At 71.6% G+C, this 17,153-nt stretch carries 17 protein-coding genes and 1 tRNA gene; 9 read left to right on the top strand and 9 right to left on the bottom strand.

Annotation, left to right across the window (positions count from 1 at the left end; genetic code table 11):
- The first annotated feature begins 3 nt into the window (after nt 1–3).
- Nucleotides 4–231: a hypothetical protein gene (locus BX286_RS15865; protein ID WP_121015257.1), complete on the top strand. Its 228-nt coding sequence runs from the start codon at nt 4–6 to the stop codon at nt 229–231.
- Nucleotides 232–244: 13 nt separating this feature from the next.
- Here BX286_RS15865 and mscL read toward each other — a convergent pair whose 3' ends face one another.
- The 7 genes from mscL to BX286_RS15830 form a co-directional block, all read right to left on the bottom strand.
- Nucleotides 245–745, bottom strand: coding sequence for a large conductance mechanosensitive channel protein MscL (gene mscL / locus BX286_RS15860; protein ID WP_100863497.1), 501 nt, complete (start codon nt 743–745; stop codon nt 245–247).
- Between the two features lie 123 nt (nt 746–868).
- Nucleotides 869–1,297: a hypothetical protein gene (locus tag BX286_RS15855; protein WP_398898891.1), complete on the bottom strand. Its 429-nt coding sequence runs from the start codon at nt 1,295–1,297 to the stop codon at nt 869–871.
- Between the two features lie 313 nt (nt 1,298–1,610).
- Nucleotides 1,611–2,168, bottom strand: coding sequence for a carboxymuconolactone decarboxylase family protein (locus BX286_RS15850; RefSeq protein ID WP_079427721.1), 558 nt, complete (start codon nt 2,166–2,168; stop codon nt 1,611–1,613).
- A gap of 193 nt (nt 2,169–2,361) precedes the next feature.
- A complete protein-coding gene (locus BX286_RS15845) occupies nt 2,362–3,195 on the bottom strand; it encodes an S-methyl-5'-thioadenosine phosphorylase (RefSeq protein WP_121015255.1) in 834 nt (277 codons plus the stop codon).
- Nucleotides 3,196–3,274: 79 nt separating this feature from the next.
- Nucleotides 3,275–3,592, bottom strand: a complete 318-nt coding sequence (locus BX286_RS15840) for an FmdB family zinc ribbon protein (RefSeq protein ID WP_079427717.1) — start codon at nt 3,590–3,592, stop codon at nt 3,275–3,277.
- A gap of 67 nt (nt 3,593–3,659) precedes the next feature.
- Nucleotides 3,660–4,991 carry an MFS transporter gene (locus BX286_RS15835; protein WP_121015253.1) on the bottom strand — a complete coding sequence of 444 codons (1,332 nt, stop codon included), beginning with the start codon at nt 4,989–4,991 and terminating at the stop codon, nt 3,660–3,662.
- A 416-nt stretch (nt 4,992–5,407) separates the two neighbouring features.
- Entirely contained in the window at nt 5,408–6,913 is a 1,506-nt protein-coding gene (locus BX286_RS15830) for a potassium/proton antiporter (RefSeq protein ID WP_079427713.1), read from the bottom strand.
- A gap of 237 nt (nt 6,914–7,150) precedes the next feature.
- Here BX286_RS15830 and BX286_RS15825 point away from each other — a divergent pair, with 237 nt between their 5' ends.
- Nucleotides 7,151–10,057 carry a penicillin acylase family protein gene (locus BX286_RS15825; RefSeq protein ID WP_167747587.1) on the top strand — a complete coding sequence of 969 codons (2,907 nt, stop codon included), beginning with the start codon at nt 7,151–7,153 and terminating at the stop codon, nt 10,055–10,057.
- 65 nt (nt 10,058–10,122) lie between these two features.
- Here BX286_RS15825 and BX286_RS15820 read toward each other — a convergent pair whose 3' ends face one another.
- A complete protein-coding gene (locus tag BX286_RS15820; protein WP_100863498.1) occupies nt 10,123–10,749 on the bottom strand; it encodes a 5-formyltetrahydrofolate cyclo-ligase in 627 nt (208 codons plus the stop codon).
- Nucleotides 10,750–10,843: 94 nt separating this feature from the next.
- Between BX286_RS15820 and galU the strand changes: the two genes are divergently transcribed.
- The 7 genes from galU (at nt 10,844) to BX286_RS15785 (ending at nt 16,414) form a co-directional block, all read left to right on the top strand.
- The gene (gene galU, locus BX286_RS15815; RefSeq protein ID WP_079427712.1) at nt 10,844–11,746 is read left to right on the top strand and encodes a UTP--glucose-1-phosphate uridylyltransferase GalU; all 903 of its coding nucleotides are present in this window, start codon (nt 10,844–10,846) and stop codon (nt 11,744–11,746) included.
- A 4-nt stretch (nt 11,747–11,750) separates the two neighbouring features.
- Nucleotides 11,751–13,094, top strand: coding sequence for a gephyrin-like molybdotransferase Glp (glp, locus tag BX286_RS15810; RefSeq protein WP_187344147.1), 1,344 nt, complete (start codon nt 11,751–11,753; stop codon nt 13,092–13,094).
- Between the two features lie 218 nt (nt 13,095–13,312).
- Nucleotides 13,313–13,792 carry a cyclic pyranopterin monophosphate synthase MoaC gene (gene moaC, locus BX286_RS15805; RefSeq protein ID WP_079427710.1) on the top strand — a complete coding sequence of 160 codons (480 nt, stop codon included), beginning with the start codon at nt 13,313–13,315 and terminating at the stop codon, nt 13,790–13,792.
- Between the two features lie 41 nt (nt 13,793–13,833).
- Nucleotides 13,834–14,385 carry a molybdenum cofactor biosynthesis protein B gene (locus BX286_RS15800; RefSeq protein WP_187344280.1) on the top strand — a complete coding sequence of 184 codons (552 nt, stop codon included), beginning with the start codon at nt 13,834–13,836 and terminating at the stop codon, nt 14,383–14,385.
- Between the two features lie 17 nt (nt 14,386–14,402).
- Nucleotides 14,403–15,023, top strand: coding sequence for a GNAT family N-acetyltransferase (locus tag BX286_RS15795; RefSeq protein ID WP_121015251.1), 621 nt, complete (start codon nt 14,403–14,405; stop codon nt 15,021–15,023).
- A gap of 154 nt (nt 15,024–15,177) precedes the next feature.
- Nucleotides 15,178–16,212: a hypothetical protein gene (locus BX286_RS15790; RefSeq protein ID WP_079427708.1), complete on the top strand. Its 1,035-nt coding sequence runs from the start codon at nt 15,178–15,180 to the stop codon at nt 16,210–16,212.
- A 128-nt stretch (nt 16,213–16,340) separates the two neighbouring features.
- Nucleotides 16,341–16,414 (top strand) — tRNA-Ala (locus BX286_RS15785).
- Here BX286_RS15785 and BX286_RS15780 read toward each other — a convergent pair.
- On the bottom strand, nt 16,396–17,040 hold the full coding sequence (locus BX286_RS15780; RefSeq protein WP_187344146.1) for a hypothetical protein: 645 nt from the start codon (nt 17,038–17,040) through the stop codon (nt 16,396–16,398). The genes BX286_RS15785 and BX286_RS15780 overlap by 19 nt on opposite strands.
- Nucleotides 17,041–17,153 lie beyond the last annotated feature (113 nt).

The following is a 17,153-nucleotide window of genomic DNA, read 5'->3' as shown; positions in this document are numbered from 1 at the left end:
GGCATGAGCACCGCCCCCACCTCCGACCCGCAGTCCCCCGAGCCCGCAGCCGGGGCGAGGCCCGAGCCCACCCCGACCCCGAGGCCCAGGCCGAAGCTGGTCTTCGACGACCCGCTGGACCAGCAGTCCTCGGACGACACCGACCGGGGCTGGGGCGAACGGCCGCCCGCCGGCGGAAGCACGGCCGACCTCGCCCGCTTCCTCGACGAGAAGCCCCCGCACCACATCTGATCCGCCGCGGCGGTCAGACCGCGTCGCGCGCCCCCGGTGTCCTGGCGCTCTCGCCGTTCCCGCTGCGCTGCGAGACCAGGGTGTCCCGGATCTCCTTGAGGACTTCCAGCTCGGTGATCTCGATGGTCTCCTTGACGCCCTCCCTGGCCTTGCGGCGCGCTTCCTGCCTGGACAGGTACTTCGCCATCGGCAGGACCATCAGGAAGTAGACGACCGCGGCGGTGATCAGGAAGCTGAGCGTTGCGTTCAGGACCGAGCCCCACATGATGTTGACGCCGGTCGGCTCGCCCTTGGCGTCCACCCCACAAGGTGCCTTCAGGCACGAGGTGTAGACATCCAGGCTTTTGGTGCCGATGGCGCCCACAAGCGGGCTGATGATGCCCTTCACGATCGAGTTCACGATGTTCGTGAACGCGGCGCCGATGACCACGGCCACCGCCAGGTCCACCACGTTGCCGCGCATCAGGAAGGCCTTGAAGCCCGCCAGGACGCTCTCCTTCTTCTTCTCGCTCACGACTGAGCCTCTCTTCGTCACTGCTGTACACGGAGCCAACGGTTCCGAAAACTACGACAGTGATGGCACGCCATGTCCAATCGGTGCCCACCCCAGAGCGACTTGACTGTGCGCCAGTGCGAATCAGCACAACGCCACCGCCAGCCGTGCCACCGCTCCGGCCCCCACCAGGGCCCGCGCGGTGTCCCGGGGCACCGACAGCACCACCAGCGCCCCACCGTCCCCCACCCCCTGGTCCGGAGCCGGGACTTCGGCCACGCGGGCCCCCGACGCCACCACCCTCGGCGGCCCGGTGCGCTCCGCTGCCACCACGTCGACCCGGTCCCCGGGCCGCAGCAGCCGTACCGTGGCCGCGTCCGCGATGCGCACGGGAGCCGACACCATCCGCACCGCCGCGGGCGACGGCTTCACCTCGGGCGGGGCCGCACCCCGGGAGGCCTGCGCGTCCGTCCCGCCCACGGCCAGGGCGGCCGCCACCACGGCCAGCCCGGCCGAGGCCGCCCGCCGCTTGCGGCGTACGGCACGACCCAGCCGCCCCCGGGCCCGGCCCACGCGCAACGGCGGGAACGGGGGTACGGGGCGCGCCGGGCGGCACGTGGAGGAGGCGGAGGAACACGGGGAGGAGGCAGAGGAAGAGGACGCGGCAGAAGCCGGGGATTCCGGGGAAGCCGGGGATTCCGGGCGGCCGGGAGAGGACGTGGACATGCTGATCACCGCCGAAGGGTTCGAGATCCGGTGCCCGGGCCCTGCGCCCGGACCCTCCCACGATCCGCCTCTCCGCCCCTCCCCGCCCCGGCCTGTGGACGATCCCCAGGTTGTGGACAACCCGTTCACCCGCAGGGGCAGGCCCCCGCCGCTCGGCCGCTCAGGACCGGCCCGGCACCCGGCAGGTCTCGGAGAATCCCTGGCTGGTCAGACCGAAAGCGCTGTTCACCCGCGAGCGCCAGTTCTCGAGCGCGACCACGGCGGTGAGCTCGACGAACGCCGCCTCGCCCAGCCGCGAGATGAGCTCTGCCGCCATCTCGTCGGTGACCGCAGGCACGGTCTCGGTCATCGCCTCCGCGTACTCCATGACCAGCAGCTCCAGCGCGGTGAACACCTCCCGTTCCTCGCGCCACCGAGGCACCCGCTCGATCTTCTCCGGCGACAGGCCCAGCTCGTGGCCCTCCCAGTAGCCGAAGTCCATGCACCACGAGCAGTTGATCCGGGCGGCGCAGGCCATCACGGCCAGGTGCTTCAGCCCGGCGTCGAGCTCGTTCCACTTGGCCGCCCGCTGCTCCATCCGGGCGTACGTGAACAGCACGCGCGAGTTGTGCCCGTACGCCTGGCCGGGGTCGAGCACCTTGCCGTAGGTGCGGCGCGAGTACCAGGCGCCGAGGCGCATCAGGAGGGTGCGGGGCGGGGTGAGCGAGATGCGCGGCATGGCTGGCCTCTTCCGGGAGGGGGCCCTTTCGGCCCCGTCACCAGCGAGACAGAACAGCCCCGCGGAACGTGACACCGTCCGAGGAATCGATTCACCCGGTGGCCAGGACGCCCGCGCGGAGCCCCACGGAGGGCCTGGAGCCGGGCCGCGGACCCCAGGGCTCCACCCCAGCTCCGGCCCGCCTGTAGCGCGCCTACGGCAGTTCGATGCCCAGGTCCCAGCCGTCGTGGGCGTGGGTGCACAGGCAGTCGCGCTCAGCGGTCGCGGGCAGGGCCGCCACGGTGTCGAAGAGGACCTCGCGCAGCCGGCTGACGTTCTCGCCGAACACCTTCAGGACCTCGGCGTGCGAGACCCCCTCACCCGTCTCGGCGCCCGCGTCCAGGTCTGTCACCAGCGCCATCGACGTGTAGCAGAGCCCCAGCTCACGGGCGAGCACGGCCTCCGGGTGGCCGGTCATGCCGACCACCGACCAGCCGGCCGCCGCGTGCCACTGCGACTCCGCGCGCGTCGAGAACCGCGGGCCCTCGACGACGACCATGGTGCCGCCGTCCACCGGCTCCCACTCCCGCCCGCGCGCCGCCGACAGCGCCACCGAGCGCCCCACCGGGCAGTACGGGTCGGCGAAGGTGGTGTGCACGACGTTCGGAACGCTCCCGTCGGGCAGCGGCTCGCCGTCGAAGAAGGTCTGCACGCGGGACTTCGTCCGGTCGACCAGCTGGTCCGGGACCAGCAGCGTGCCCGGCCCGTACTCCGCCCGCAGGCCGCCCACCGCGCACGGTCCCAGCACCTGCCGGACGCCGACCGAGCGCAGCGCCCACAGGTTGGCCCGGTAGTTGATCTTGTGTGGCGGCACGGTGTGGCTGCGTCCGTGCCGCGGAAGGAACGCCACCTGCCGACCGGCCAGCTCGCCCAGGTACAGGGAGTCGCTCGGGGGCCCGTAGGGGGTCTCGACCTGGACCTCGGAGACGTCCTCCAGGAAGGAGTAGAAGCCCGAGCCGCCGATTACACCGATCTCTGCGTTCACCATGCGGCCACCCTAACGGGGGACGCACAAGGCCCCGCCGCCCAGGAGGGCGAACGGGGCCTTGCGCAAGAGGTGAGAGAGGTCAGGCGGCCGAGCTGGAGCTGCCGCCCGTGCTCGAGGAGGCCGAGGAGGACGCGGCCGCCGGGGCCGAAGCGGTCGACGTCGACGTTGTGGTGGACGACGAGGACGAAGACTTCGAGGCGGGCGTGCTGCTCGACGAGGCGCCACGGCTGTCGTTCCGGTAGAAACCGGAGCCCTTGAACACGATGCCGACCGCGGAGAACACCTTCTTCAGGCGTCCGTCGCAGCTCGGGCACACGGTCAGCGCTTCGTCGGTGAACTTCTGCACGGCCTCAAGGCCCTCACCGCACTCGGTGCACTGGTACTGGTAGGTCGGCACGAATTTCCTCCTGGCACTCTGACTCAATGAGTGCTAACGACGCTCCATGGTGACGTATTCCGGCGGATCAGTCCACCGTCACGGGCGTGCGGTGACCGATCCCACGCCCGTTCGTGCGCTTCCGGCCGGCCGCGTCCGCCGCGGCGGCGGCCGGAGCGGAGGAGTTCACGATGCGGCTCGGGGCCTTCGGCGCGAGCTTCGCGCGCAGGGCCAGCAGCGTGGCCAGCGCCAGCGCGGTGGCGGCCAGCGGCACCAGGAAGCCGTACGAGGACCCGTGCGCGTCCGTCAGGCGGCCGGCCACGATCACCGCGACGGCCTGCCCGAAGGCGACCGCGCCGGTCAGCCAGGTGAACGCCTCGGTGCGCGAGGCGGCCGGGACCAGCTGCTCGATCATCGTGTAGCCGGTGATCAGCGCCGGGGCGATGCACAGACCGACGACCAGGCCGACCGCGCCCATCAGCACGACCGAGTTCACGGTCCACAGGACCGAGGCGGCGGCGGTCAGGCCGATGTAGCCCAGGATCAGGCGCCGGCGCGGTCCGATCTTCCAGGCGACGGCGCCCATGGTGATGCCGGCGATCATGTTGCCGGCCGCGAAGACGCCGTACAGCAGACCGTTGGCGCCCGGGTTGCCGATCTCGCCGGCGAAGGCGGTGAGGGACACCTGCATGCCGCCGAAGACGGCGCCGATGCCGAGGAAGGCGACGATCAGGACGCGCAGACCGGCGAAGGACAGGGCCGAGGCGTGCTTCTCGCCCTGGGTCGCGTTCGCGGTGGTCTCCGGCTCGGTGGAGCGCTGCGCGGCGAAGAACAGGCCGCCGAGCAGGGTCAGGGCCGCCTCGGTGGCCAGGCCGGCCGCCGGGTGGACGCCGGTGCACAGCGCGGTGGCCAGCACCGGGCCGACGACGAAGGTGAACTCGTCGGTGACGGACTCGAACGCGGCCGCCGTCGGCAGCAGCGGGGAGCCCTCCAGCTTGGCCGCCCAGCGGGTCCGGACCATGGGCCCGACCTGCGGGACGGAGGCGCCGGCCGGGACGGCGGCCAGCGCCAGCGCCCACAGCGGGGCGCCGAGGAGGGCCAGCGAGGTCAGAGCGGAGACCGCGGTGGCGTGGGTGAGGACGACCGGCACGAGGACGGCGCTCTGGCCGCGGCGGTCGGTGAGCTTGCCCATGACCGGGGCGAACAGGGCCATGGAGACGCCGGTGACGGCGGAGACGATGCCCGCGTCGCCGTAGGAGCCGGTGGCGTGCTGGACGAGCAGCAGGATGCTGATGGTCAGCATGCCGAACGGCAGACGGGCGGCGAAGCCGGGGAGGACGAAGGAGAGGGCGCCGGGCGTGCGCAGGAGCTGCCCGTAGCCGGGTCGGACGGACTTGTCGGTCGTGACCGCGGATGTCACGGCCTGGCCTTTCCGCTGCCTGGTAGAGCGTCCCCGTCTGCGGACGGCCGGCCGCTTTGTGAGCGGCCGCACCCGTACATGTGGGAGCCCCGAGAGCTGTCCTCTTGCGCAGAACCGAGTGATACCTGGGCGCCCACTGCGGGAGGGTGCCACGGCCGCTTTGCGGTCGCGCCAGCTCTGCGTCAGGCAGAGTTGGTTCGATCTGGTGTGCCTTCATCGTACAGGGGAATCGCCTACCACGCCCTGTGATTACGGTGACAAGCCATGTCTTCACCTGCGATTAACTGGAACTTCGCATTCCTGGCCCTCTGAAATGGGGGCAAGGTCAGTCGCAAGCCACTGAAAATGGGCTAATTAGAATGGCGCTCTAACGGAAAGTCGCTGCTCGGACGGCCTTTGCGGCCACCCTCCGGTACCTAGAGTGACGGTCCGCCACCGGTGCCCAGCCACCCCGCGAGCTTGCCCCCGCGGGCCACCGCCCGCAGCCGGGCCTCCGCCGCGTCCCGCACCGGATCCGTGGCCACCACCAGCAGCTCGTCCCCCCGGCGCAACACCGTCGACGGCGCCGGCACGAAGCTCTTCGCGTCCCGGACCACCAGCGTCACCGACGCCCCGGCCGGCAGCCGCAGCTCGCCGACCTCGACGCCGTGCATCCGCGACGCCTCGGGTATCGCGAAGGACAACAGGTGTCCACGCAGCTTCTCCAGCGGCGCCGACTCGATCCCCAGGTCGGCGGCGGCCTCGCCGGTCTCGCGCAGGTTCAGCTTGCGCGCCAGCCACGGCAGGGTCGGCCCCTGCACCAGCGTGTAGACGACGACCAGCACGAAGACGATGTTGAAGACCCGGTCGCTGCCCTCGATCCCGGTCACCATCGGGATCGTCGCCAGGATGATCGGCACGGCGCCGCGCAGCCCGGCCCACGACATCAGCACCTGCTCCTGCCACGCGACCCGGAACGGCAGCAGGCTGACGAACACCTCCAGCGGCCGCGCCACCATCGTCAGCACCAGTCCGATGATCACCGCGGGCCAGAAGTCCCCGGCCAGCTCGTGCGGCGTCACCAGCAGACCGAGCAGCACGAACATGCCGATCTGCGCGATCCAGCCCAGCCCGTCCGCGAACCCCCGCGTGGCCGGCCAGTGCGGCAGCTTCGCGTTGCCGAGCACCATCGCCGCCAGGTACACCGCGAGGAAGCCGGAGCCGTGCGCCATCGCGCCGGCCGCGTACGCGGACACCGCGATCGCCATCACCGCGATCGGGTACAGGCCGGAGGCCGGCAGGGCCACGTGCCGCAGCCCGTACGCCCCCAGGAACCCCACCGCCAGACCTATCGCCGCGCCGATCGCCAGCTCCAGCGCGATCTTGCCGACCAGTACGTACCAGCTGTCCACCGGCCCGACCGTCGCGAAGGCCACCACCAGGATGACGACGGGGGCGTCGTTGAAGCCCGACTCGGCTTCCAGCACGCCCGTCACGCGCGAGGGGAGCGGGACCTTGCGCAGTACCGAGAAGACCGCCGCCGCGTCGGTCGAGGAGACGACCGCACCGATCAGCAGCGACTGCCGCCATTCGAGTCCGACCAGGTAGTGCGCACCGGCCGCGGTGACGCCGACGCTGACCGCGACGCCGACCAGCGACAGGACGACCGCCTGCGGCAGGGCCGGTTTGATCTCTTTCCACTTCGTGCCCAGACCGCCCTCGGCGAGGATGACGACGAGCGCGGCGTAACCGATGACCTGCGTCAGCTCGGCGTTGTCGAATACGACGTGGCCGATGCCGTCCTGGCCTATCGCGATGCCTATGCCGAGGTAGATGAGCAGGCTGGGCAGGCCGCTGCGTGAAGAGATGCGTACCGCCGCTACCGCGACGAGCAGCACGAGCGAGCAGACCAGCAGAAGCTCATTGAGCGTGTGGACAGTCAGTGGGCAGCCCTTTCCTCAAAGCGCGCCAGGCGGAACGTTCCACCAGGCGGCGTATTCGGCAAGTGCTTCGTTACCTTACCTAATCTTTGACGGACTCTTTACGTGATACCCACATTGTGAAACGGCAGTTCGCCCCTGTCCTACGGACCTTGACCCCTGGCGGATCAACGGAGGCGGTCCTGCGCCTATGGTTGCTCCCAGCACTCCCAGGACCACCCTGCCCCTCGAAGGACAGCGATGCCCGCCAAAGAATCCGGACCTTCCGTCAAGAAGAAGGGACGACGCGCACGCCTGCTCGTGCTCGTCTTGGTCCTGGCGCTCTTGGCGGGCCTCGGCTACGGCGCGTACTGGAGCGTGGACACCGTGCGCGCTTCGTTCCCGCAGACCACCGGCTCCCTCAAGGTCCCCGGCCTGACCGGGACCGTCGAAGTCAAGCGCGACGAGCACGGGATCCCGCAGCTCTACGCCGACAGCGACGAGGACCTCTTCCGCGCGCAGGGCTTCGTCCAGGCGCAGGACCGGTTCTGGGAGATGGACGTCCGCCGGCACATGACCTCCGGCCGCCTGTCGGAGATGTTCGGCTCCGGCCAGGTCGAGACCGACGCCTTCCTGCGCACCCTCGGCTGGCGCCAGGTCGCGCAGGAGGAGTACGACAAGAAGCTCTCGCCCGAGACGAAGAAGAACCTCCAGGCCTACGCCGACGGGGTCAACGCGTGGCTGAAGGGCAAGTCCGGCAAGGACCTCTCCGTCGAGCACGCCGCCCTCAAGCTCACCGGCGACTACAAGCCCGAGCAGTGGACCCCGGTCGACTCGGTGGCCTGGCTCAAGGCGATGGCCTGGGACCTGCGCGGCAACATGCAGGACGAGATCGACCGCTCGCTGATGTCGAACAAGCTCACGCAGGCGCAGATCGACGAGCTCTACCCGGCGTACCCCTTCGACCGGAACAAGCCGATCGTCGAGGGCGGCGCCGTCGCGGGCGGCAAGTACGCGCCCCAGGGCACGGCGGGCTCCTCCGCGACGGGCGCCGGCTCCTCCTCGACGGGCACCTCCGGCACGGGCGCGAGCGGCACCGGCTCCACCGCCGGGGCGGGCACGGGTTCCACCGCGGGCACCGGCACCGGCTCGCAGGCCACCCCGAACGGCGGAACCAACCCCGCCACCGGCCTCGCCGACAACGCGAGCGCCCAGGGCGCGACCGTCGGCCTGCGCACGCAGCTGACCGCCCTCTCCAAGACGCTGGACGACATCCCGGCCATCCTCGGCCCCAACGGCAGCGGCATCGGCTCCAACTCCTGGGTCGTCTCCGGCAAGTACACGACCACCGGCAAGCCGCTCCTCGCGAACGACCCGCACCTGTCCCCGCAGCTGCCCTCGGTCTGGTACCAGATGGGCCTGCACTGCCGCGCCGTCTCGTCGAAGTGCCAGTACGACGTCGCCGGCTTCACCTTCTCCGGCATGCCGGGCGTGGTCATCGGCCACAACGCCGACATCGCGTGGGGCATGACCAACCTCGGTGCCGACGTCACCGACCTCTACCTGGAGCAGGTCCGTCCCGAGGGCTACGTCTACGACAACAAGGTCGTCCCCTTCACCATCCGTGAAGAGGAGATCAAGGTCGCGGGCGGCAAGAGCAAGAAGATCACCGTCCGCACGACCAACAACGGACCGCTGATCTCCGACCGCAGCGACGAGCTCGAGACCATCGGCTCCCGCGCCCCCGTCCCGAGCTCGGCCCCCGACCGCGGCACCGGCTACGCCGTCGCCCTGCGCTGGACCGCACTGGACCCGGGCAAGTCGATGGACGCCGTCCTCAAGCTCGACCGCGCCAAGGACTTCGCGAGCTTCCGGGCGGCGGCCGCGGACTTCGAGGCCCCGTCCCAGAACCTGATCTACGCGGACAACAAGGGCCCCAACGGCAACATCGGCTACCAGGCCCCGGGCCGCATCCCGCTCCGCGGCCAGGGCGACGGCCGCATGCCGGCCCCGGGCTGGGACCCCAAGTACGCCTGGAAGGGCGGCCGGGACGGCAACGCCGGCTACATCCCGCAGAACGAACTGCCGTGGGAGCTCAACCCGCAGCGCGGCTACATCGTCACCGCCAACCAGGCCGTCACCGAGTCCGGCACCGGCGCGGGCAAGTACCCGTACGTGCTGACCACCGACTGGGGCTACGGCGCCCGCAGTCAGCGGATCAACGACCTCATCGAGGCGAAGATCAAGGACAGCGGCAAGATCTCCACCGACGACATGCGCACCATGCAGATGGACAACAGCAGCGAGATCGCCGCGCTGCTGACCCCGATGCTGGCCAAGATCCCGGTCTCCGACCCGGACGTGCGTTCGGCGCAGAAGCTGCTGGAAGGCTGGAACTACACCCAGGAGAACGACTCGGCGGCGGCCGCGTACTTCAACGCGGTCTGGCGCAACATCCTCAAACTGGCGTTCGGCGACAAGATGCCGAAGGAGCTGCGCGTCACGGACAGCTGCATGAACGTCATCGAGGAGGGCACCGGCCCGAACGACGACCTCGCCAAGACCGTCCGCGAGTGCGGCACCCGCGGCGCCGACTCCGCGCAGCCGGACGGCGGCGACCGCTGGTTCGAGGTCGTCCGCCGCCTGGTCAAGGACGAGAAGTCGCCGTGGTGGACGGCCACCCCGAAGACCGTCCACGACAAGCCCATCAAGACCCGCGACGAGCTCTTCGCCCGGGCGATGGAGGACGCGCGCTGGGAGCTGACCGCCAAGCTCGGCAAGGACCAGTCGACCTGGAGCTGGGGCCGGCTGCACCAGCTGACGCTGAAGAACCAGACGATCGGCAAGGAGGGGCCGGGCTTCATGCAGTGGCTCCTCAACCGCGGCCCGTGGAACCTGGGCGGCGGCGAGGCCACCGTCAATGCCACCGGCTGGAACGCCTCCAGCGGTTACGACGTCACCTGGGTGCCGTCGATGCGCATGGTCGTCAACCTGAACGACCTCGACAAGTCCCGCTGGATCAACCTGACCGGCGCCTCGGGTCACGCGTACGACAGCAACTACACGGACCAGACGACGCTGTGGGCCAAGGGCGAACTGCTGGACTGGCCGTTCGGGAAGGCCGCCGTCGACAAGTCGACAGTGGACACGCTGACGCTCAAGCCGTGACCGGCGCGCACGCCCTGATCCGGCCGGTGTGATCAGCAGACCGCACTCACCGGCGATCGGCAGGATCAGGCCGTGAAGCGCACCACCCCCGACGGGGTGGCGACCGCCTGGACGGGGTGGTCGTGCGGTTCCTCCGGGACCCGCGCGACCACCTCCTCGTCGTAGAGGAGCACCACCAGCGCCGGATGCGCGCCGGCCCGTTCCAGCCGCGCCAGCACCCGGTCGTACGACCCCCCGCCGCGCCCGAGCCGCATCCCGCGCCGGTCCACCGCCAGCCCGGGCAGCAGCACCGCGTCCGCCCCGGTGACGGCCTGCGGACCCAGCGGCGGACCGGAGGGCTCCAGCAGCCGCATCCTCCCCGGGTGCACCGCCTCGGCGAGGCTGCCCGGACCCTCGTACGCCGCCCAGTCGAGGTCGTTGTCGGGCAGCAGCAGGGGCAGGAGCACCCGCTTCCCGGTGTCCCGCAGCGCGTCGATCAGCTCGCGGGTGCCCGGTTCCGCGCCGACGGAGACGTACGCGGCCACCGTGTGCGCGCCGGCCAGCTCCGGCAGCGCCAGCGCGGAGCGCGCGAGCGCCCGGGCGGCCGTGCGGCGGGCCTCGGGGGGCAAAGCCCGGCGGGCGGCGAGGAGTTCCCGGCGGAGGGCGGCCTTCTCGGGAGGGAAGGGGAGGTTTCCGGACAGGCTCTCTACCACAGTTGCGTCACAATTCCTTTTCTATCGGGACAGAGTTGGATCTATTTACCGGAATCTGGCCGGGTGTTCGGTACGACCCACTATCGTTCTGCCCATGACTCAGTCGCACCCTGTGATCAAGAAGGCCGTCATTCCGGCTGCGGGCCTCGGTACCCGGTTCCTCCCCGCCACCAAGGCGACCCCCAAGGAAATGCTCCCGGTCGTGGACAAGCCGGCCATCCAGTACGTGGTCGAGGAGGCCGTCTCGGCCGGCCTCGACGACGTCCTCATGATCACAGGACGTAACAAGCGCGCTCTCGAGGACCACTTCGACCGCAACTACGAGCTGGAGTCGGCCCTGATCGCGAAGGGCGACGACGACCGGCTGAAGAAGGTCCAGGAGTCCAGCGACCTGGCCACCATGCACTACGTCCGCCAGGGCGACCCGCGCGGCCTCGGCCACGCCGTCTTGTGCGCCGAGCCGCACGTCGGCGACGAGCCCTTCGCGGTCCTCCTCGGCGACGACCTCATCGACCCGCGCGACCCCCTGCTGCGCCGCATGGTCGAGGTCCACCAGAAGACCGGCGGCACCGTCATCGCCCTGATGGAGGTCGACCCCGCGCACGTCCACCTCTACGGCTGCGCCGCCGTCGAGGCGACCGGTGAGGACGACGTCGTCCGCATCACCGGCCTCGTCGAGAAGCCCGAGCCCGCCGAGGCGCCCAGCAACTACGCAGTCATCGGACGCTACGTCCTGGACCCCGCGATCTTCGGCATACTGCGGGAGACCGAGCCGGGCCGCGGTGGGGAGATCCAGCTCACCGACGCCCTGCAGAAGCTGGCCGCCGACGAGACCGTGGGCGGCCCGGTGCACGGGGTGGTCTTCCGCGGCCGCCGCTACGACACCGGGGACCGGGGGGACTACCTGCGGGCCATCGTCCGACTCGCGTGCGAGCGTGAGGACCTGGGCCCCGAGTTCCGCACCTGGCTTCACCGTTACGTCACGGAGGAGATGTAGCACCTTGAGCAGCAGAGCACCGCAGGACACCGGCCACCACCGCCTGTGGTCGGTGGACGAGCACCTCGCGGACGTCCTCGCAGCCGTCCGGCCGCTGGAGCCCATCGAGCTCCAGCTGCTCGACGCCCAGGGCTGCGTCCTGGTCGAAGACGTCACCGTGCCCGTCGCCCTCCCGCCCTTCGACAACAGCTCCATGGACGGGTACGCCGTCCGCACGGCCGACGTCCAGGGCGCGAGCGAGGAGTTCCCCGCGGTGCTCACGGTCGTCGGCGACGTGGCGGCCGGCAGCGGCGAGCTGCCCACCGTCGGCCCCGGCCAGGCCGCCCGCATCATGACCGGCGCCCCTGTGCCGCCCGGCGCGGAAGCCGTCGTACCGGTGGAGTGGACCGACGGCGGTACGGGCGGCGGCGCCGCCTCCGGCATGACCCCGGCCAGCGCCGCGCCCGAGGGCGGCGCCGGCGAGGTACGGGTCCACCGCGCGGCCGAGGCCCGGGCACACGTCCGCGCCCGCGGCAGCGACGTGCAGGCCGGGGACCTCGCGCTGGCCGCGGGCACCGTCCTCGGCCCGCCGCAGATCGCGCTGCTGGCGGCGATCGGCCGCGGCACAGTACGGGTCCGGCCGCGCCCGCGCGTGGTCGTCCTGTCCACCGGCAGCGAGCTGGTCCAGCCGGGTGAGGCACTGGCCGCCGGGACGATCTACGACTCCAACAGCTTCGCGCTGGCCGCCGCCGCCCGGGACGCCGGCGCCATCGCCTACCGCGTCGGCGCGGTCGCCGACGACGCCGAAACGCTGCGCGCCGCCATCGAGGACCAGCTGGTCCGCGCCGACCTGCTGGTCACCACGGGCGGGGTCAGCGTCGGTGCGTACGACGTGGTCAAGGAGGCCCTGACCGCGGCCGGCACCGGCGACGGCGAGGAGCCGCAGGCCGGCGGCGTGGACTTCCGCAAGCTCGCGATGCAGCCCGGCAAGCCGCAGGGCTTCGGCACGGTCGGGCCCGATCACACGCCGCTGCTGGCACTGCCCGGCAACCCGGTGTCCTCGTATGTGTCCTTCGAGCTGTTCGTGCGCCCGGCCATCCGGGCGCTCATGGGGCTGCCTCCGTCGCAGGTCAGCCGGCCGAGCGTGCGGGCCGTGCTGAAGGCCGACGAGCCGCTGGGCTCCCCGGCCGCCCGCCGGCAGTTCCTGCGCGGGAAGTACGACCCTGACGCGGGCACCGTCAGCCCGGTCGGCGGATCGGGCTCGCACCTGATCGCCGCGCTGGCGCACGCCGATTCTCTGATCGTCGTACCGGAAGACGTCACCTCGGTGGAGCCGGGCACCGAACTGGAAGTCGTCCTGCTCGGCTAGGGGGCGGCCAGGGGGTCTCCGCCCCGCCCGCCCGGCGGTCCCGTCCGGGCGGGTCGTCGCAGGCGGCCGCGGTGGCGCCGTTCGTCCGGTGGCGCAGTTCGCCCGGGGCGCCGTTCGGCCAGTGGTCCTGCCCGGCTGGGTACCGCCCGGTGCGGGTAGCGTGTTGCACCACACAGGCCCCAGCGTTTCGGGGCCCGGAGCGGGAGCGGCACGTAGACATGAGTACGCAGAGCAGGCTGACGCACATCGACGAGGCCGGCGCGGCCCGGATGGTCGATGTATCGACAAAGGACGTCACCACCCGCACGGCGCGCGCCAGCGGCCGCGTCCTGGTCTCGTCCCGGGTGATCGAGCTGCTGCGCGGCGAGGGAGTGCCGAAGGGCGACGCCCTCGCCACCGCGCGGATCGCCGGAATCATGGGGGCCAAGAAGACCCCCGACCTGATCCCGCTCTGCCACCCGCTGGCGGTCTCCGGGGTGAAGGTGGACCTGAAGGTCGCCGACGACGCCGTCGAGATCCTCGCCACCGTCAAGACCACCGACCGCACGGGCGTCGAGATGGAGGCGCTGACCGCGGTCGCCGTCGCCGGACTCACCGTGATCGACATGGTGAAGGCCGTCGACAAGGGCGCGGTCATCACCGACGTCCGGGTGGAGGAGAAGACGGGCGGCAAGTCCGGCGACTGGAGCCGCTCGTGACGCCCCCGCGCGGCGGCGAGGTCCACAGCCACGTGCCGCCCGTGGCCGCCGCGGCCGGGCAGGCCGCACCGCCCGCTGCCGGGGCGCCGGAGCTCCGCGGCCTGGTGGTCACCGCCTCCAACCGCGCCTCGCAGGGCGTGTACGCGGACAAGGGCGGCCCGCTGCTGGCCGAGGCGCTGGAGAAGCTGGGCTTCACGGTGGACGGCCCGCGCGTCGTCCCGGACGGGGACCCCGTCGAGGAGGCGCTGCGCCAGGGCGTGGCCGCCGGGTACGACGTCATCCTGACCACCGGCGGCACCGGCATCTCGCCGACCGACCGGACCCCCGACGCGACCGCTCGCGTGCTCGAGTACGAGATCCCGGGCATCCCGCAGGCCATCCGCGCCGAGGGCCTCGCCAAGGTGCCGACCGCCGCGCTGTCGCGGGGCATGGCGGGCGTGGCGGGCCGCACGCTGATCGTGAACCTGCCCGGTTCCACGGGCGGAGTGAAGGACGGCCTCGCGGTGCTGGCGCGGGTCCTGCCGCACGCCGTCGACCAGATCCGCGGCGGAGACCACCCCAGACCGGACGCGGCAGCCGGGAGCCAGAGCTGAACGGCCCGTCCTGGCCGGTGGTGCTGGCGGACGGCGACGTCACGCTGCGGCCGATAAAACTGCGCGACCAGCGCGCCTGGCGCGAGGTCAACCGCCGCAACCGCGAGTGGCTGCGGCCGTGGGAGGCCACGATCCCGCCGCCGGCGCCGTGGGGGCCGGCGATCCACCGGCCGACGTACCGGCAGATGGTCCGCCACCTGCGGGCGGAGGCGAACGCGGGCCGGATGCTGCCCTTCGTCATCGAGTACCAGGGGCGGCTGGTCGGCCAGCTGACGGTCGCCGGGATCACCTGGGGGTCGATGTGCGCCGCCCATGTGGGCTACTGGGTGGACCGGGACGTGGCGGGCCGTGGGGTGATGCCGACGGCCGTCGCGCTCGCGGTGGACCACTGCTTCCTGAGGGTCGGGCTGCACCGCATCGAGGTGTGCATCCGGCCGGAGAACGGCCCCAGCCGCCGGGTGGTGGAGAAGCTGGGCTTCCGTGAGGAGGGGCTGCGGCCGCGTTATCTGCATATCGACGGAGCGTGGCGCGACCACCTGGTCTTCGCGCTCACCGCGGAGGAGGTTCCGGAGGGGCTGCTGCGGCGGTGGAACCGGGTGCGGAAGAAGGAAAGCCCGCCACCGGCGAACGCACCGTAAAGCAGGTAATCGCAAAAGCGTTCGAATTGCTTCCCGATTCGCCCATAAGCCGATCCGAAGAATCACAAAAAAAGTCGGTGATATCAGCCGGATCGTGCGACACACCGGCCCAATTGGCTGATCCCTTCGGCCGCACCCCTCTACGGTGTGGGGTGTGAGCAGCAGCGGCCTCATCTACGCAGTCATCGTCGGGGCCTGGGCCGCCTACTTGGTGCCCATGTGGCTCCGGAGGCAGGACGAGCTGAACGAAGCGCGTCCGACGGAACGCTTCTCCACTGCCATCCGGCTGCTTTCCGGCCGGGCGGGAATGGAGCGGCGTTACGCCAAGGGGCTGCGTGAGCGCGGCGAAGTCCAGGCGGAGGCCCAGCCCCACGCGGACCCGGAAGCGGCGACGGAAACGGTGAATTCCGTGGACGCCGACGCCCGGGCCTTCGGCGTGTCCCCGACCAGGGCCGAGCCGAGATCGGTCGAGGTCGAACGGGTCGAACGGGTCCGGCGCCAGCAGCGCCTCCAGGTCCTCGCGCGCCGCCGGCGCACCACGGCCCTGCTCTTCCTCGCCTTCAGCGGCGGCGCGATCGCCGCGGCCGTCGGCGGGCTGCGCTACCTGTGGGCGCCCGCTGTGCCGGCGCTGCTGCTGAGCGCCTACATCGTGCACCTGCGCGTCCAGGAACGCAGGCGCTACGAGTTCACCATGGACCGGCGCCGCGCCGAGGCGGCCGCCCGCGCCCTGCGCGAAAGCCGCTCCCGCCGCCGCGACCAGGGCCCCGAGCCCGCCGGCATCGCCGAACCGGACCCCGCGCCGCCGGTGTCCCCGCAGGAGGCCGGGCGCCGCGCGCTCGTCGAGCAGACCGACCACGCCGAGTGGGTCGACCAGCAGCGCGAGCGCGAGCGCGGCCCGGCACGCGGCGACAGCTGGGAACCCGTACCGGTCCCGCTGCCCACGTACGTGACCGCCCCGGTCGCCCCGCGCGCCACCGGCCCCGTCAACCCTGACGGGTGGAGCGCCACCCGTTCCAGCACCGCCGAGCCCACGAACCCGCGCCTGCGCGCCCAGCCTGGCCCCGCGCCGGCGCACGCGGACCCGCAGCCCCACCCGGCCACCCCGCGCCCGCGCGGCCGCGACGCCGGACGCACGCCGCTCTTCGACCAGTACGAGAGCGACGAGCGGCCGCGCGCCGCGAACGAGTGACGGCCCCGCGCCCCGGCGGGTGACCTGCACGGACCCCGCCGGAGATGCGGTGCGGGGCCGGCGGGCCGCGGGCCCGGAACGCGTTTTGGAGCAGCGGCGCGGGGATGCTAATGTTTCACACGTCGCAAGGGCCTGTGGCGCAGTCTGGTAGCGCACCTCGTTCGCATCGAGGGGGTCTGGGGTTCAAATCCCCACAGGTCCACAGACGACAGTTCTTGAGTAGCTCTCAGGAATCGTCACGAGATCCCGTTTCCGCCGAAAGGCGGGGCGGGATCTCGGCGTTTGCGGGGTGCGTGCGGGGGCATCCGCGTTGCCGACCAGCCGGTGCAGTTCCGTCGCGGAGGCGGGCGCGAGTCGGTAGATGCCCTGGACGCTGATTGAGTGGATCAGCCTGCCCTCCTGGACGTGCTTCAGCGACCGTTCGCCGCGGCGCGAGGTGTAGGTCAGCCGTTCCAGCAGGTCCGGCGGAACGGTCGTGCCGAACGAGAGCGCGGAGCCCGGCGGACCGGTCACCACCTCCGTGACACAGCCGGCCTTCAGCGGACGCCAGTCCAGGAGTTCCGCGTAGTCGTCGTCGTGGAGCACGGCGCCCGCGTCCTCGTGGGGGATGATCCGGGACACCTCCAGGGCGCCCAGTACGTACAGCTGGGCGCCCAGGACCCGCACGGGGTAGATCCGGTCGCCGGGCTGTACGCCCGCCCGGCGGAAGCTCGGGAGCGACTGGTGCGGTCCGCCGAACAGCATCGTCAGCCGCCGGCCGGCGTAACCGGACCGCTCAAGCTCGCGGCACAGATGGTTGGTCCACAGGGTCGTGTACGAGTTCGGCATGACCGGACCGTAACCGCGCCCACTGACAGTGGCTGAGATGCCGTTCAGCGGTGTTCGTGGTGGCCGAGCTGTGCATGTGGGGGTGGCGGGGGCCGTGGGCCGGTCGGCGCGGG

The organism is Streptomyces sp. 3211.6, from assembly GCF_003634815.1.
Classification (GTDB): Bacteria; Actinomycetota; Actinomycetes; order Streptomycetales; family Streptomycetaceae; genus Streptomyces; species Streptomyces katrae_A.
The sequence above is the reverse complement of the archived record's forward strand: the minus strand, read 5'-3'. Positions and strand labels throughout refer to the sequence as shown.

Excerpts from the sequence above, each read along its gene's own strand:
- BX286_RS15865 (WP_121015257.1), top strand. The coding sequence starts at position 4 with ATGAGCACCGCCCCCACCTCCGACCCGCAGTCCCCCGAGCCCGCAGCC.
- BX286_RS15850 (WP_079427721.1), bottom strand. The coding sequence starts at position 2,168 with ATGCCGCGCATCTCGCTCACCCCGCCCCGCACCCTCCTGATGCGCCTC.
- BX286_RS15845 (WP_121015255.1), bottom strand. The coding sequence starts at position 3,195 with ATGGTGAACGCAGAGATCGGTGTAATCGGCGGCTCGGGCTTCTACTCC.
- BX286_RS15825 (WP_167747587.1), top strand. The coding sequence starts at position 7,151 with ATGCCCGCCAAAGAATCCGGACCTTCCGTCAAGAAGAAGGGACGACGC.
- galU (WP_079427712.1), top strand. The coding sequence starts at position 10,844 with ATGACTCAGTCGCACCCTGTGATCAAGAAGGCCGTCATTCCGGCTGCG.
- moaC (WP_079427710.1), top strand. The coding sequence starts at position 13,313 with ATGAGTACGCAGAGCAGGCTGACGCACATCGACGAGGCCGGCGCGGCC.
- BX286_RS15780 (WP_187344146.1), bottom strand. The coding sequence starts at position 17,040 with ATGCCGAACTCGTACACGACCCTGTGGACCAACCATCTGTGCCGCGAG.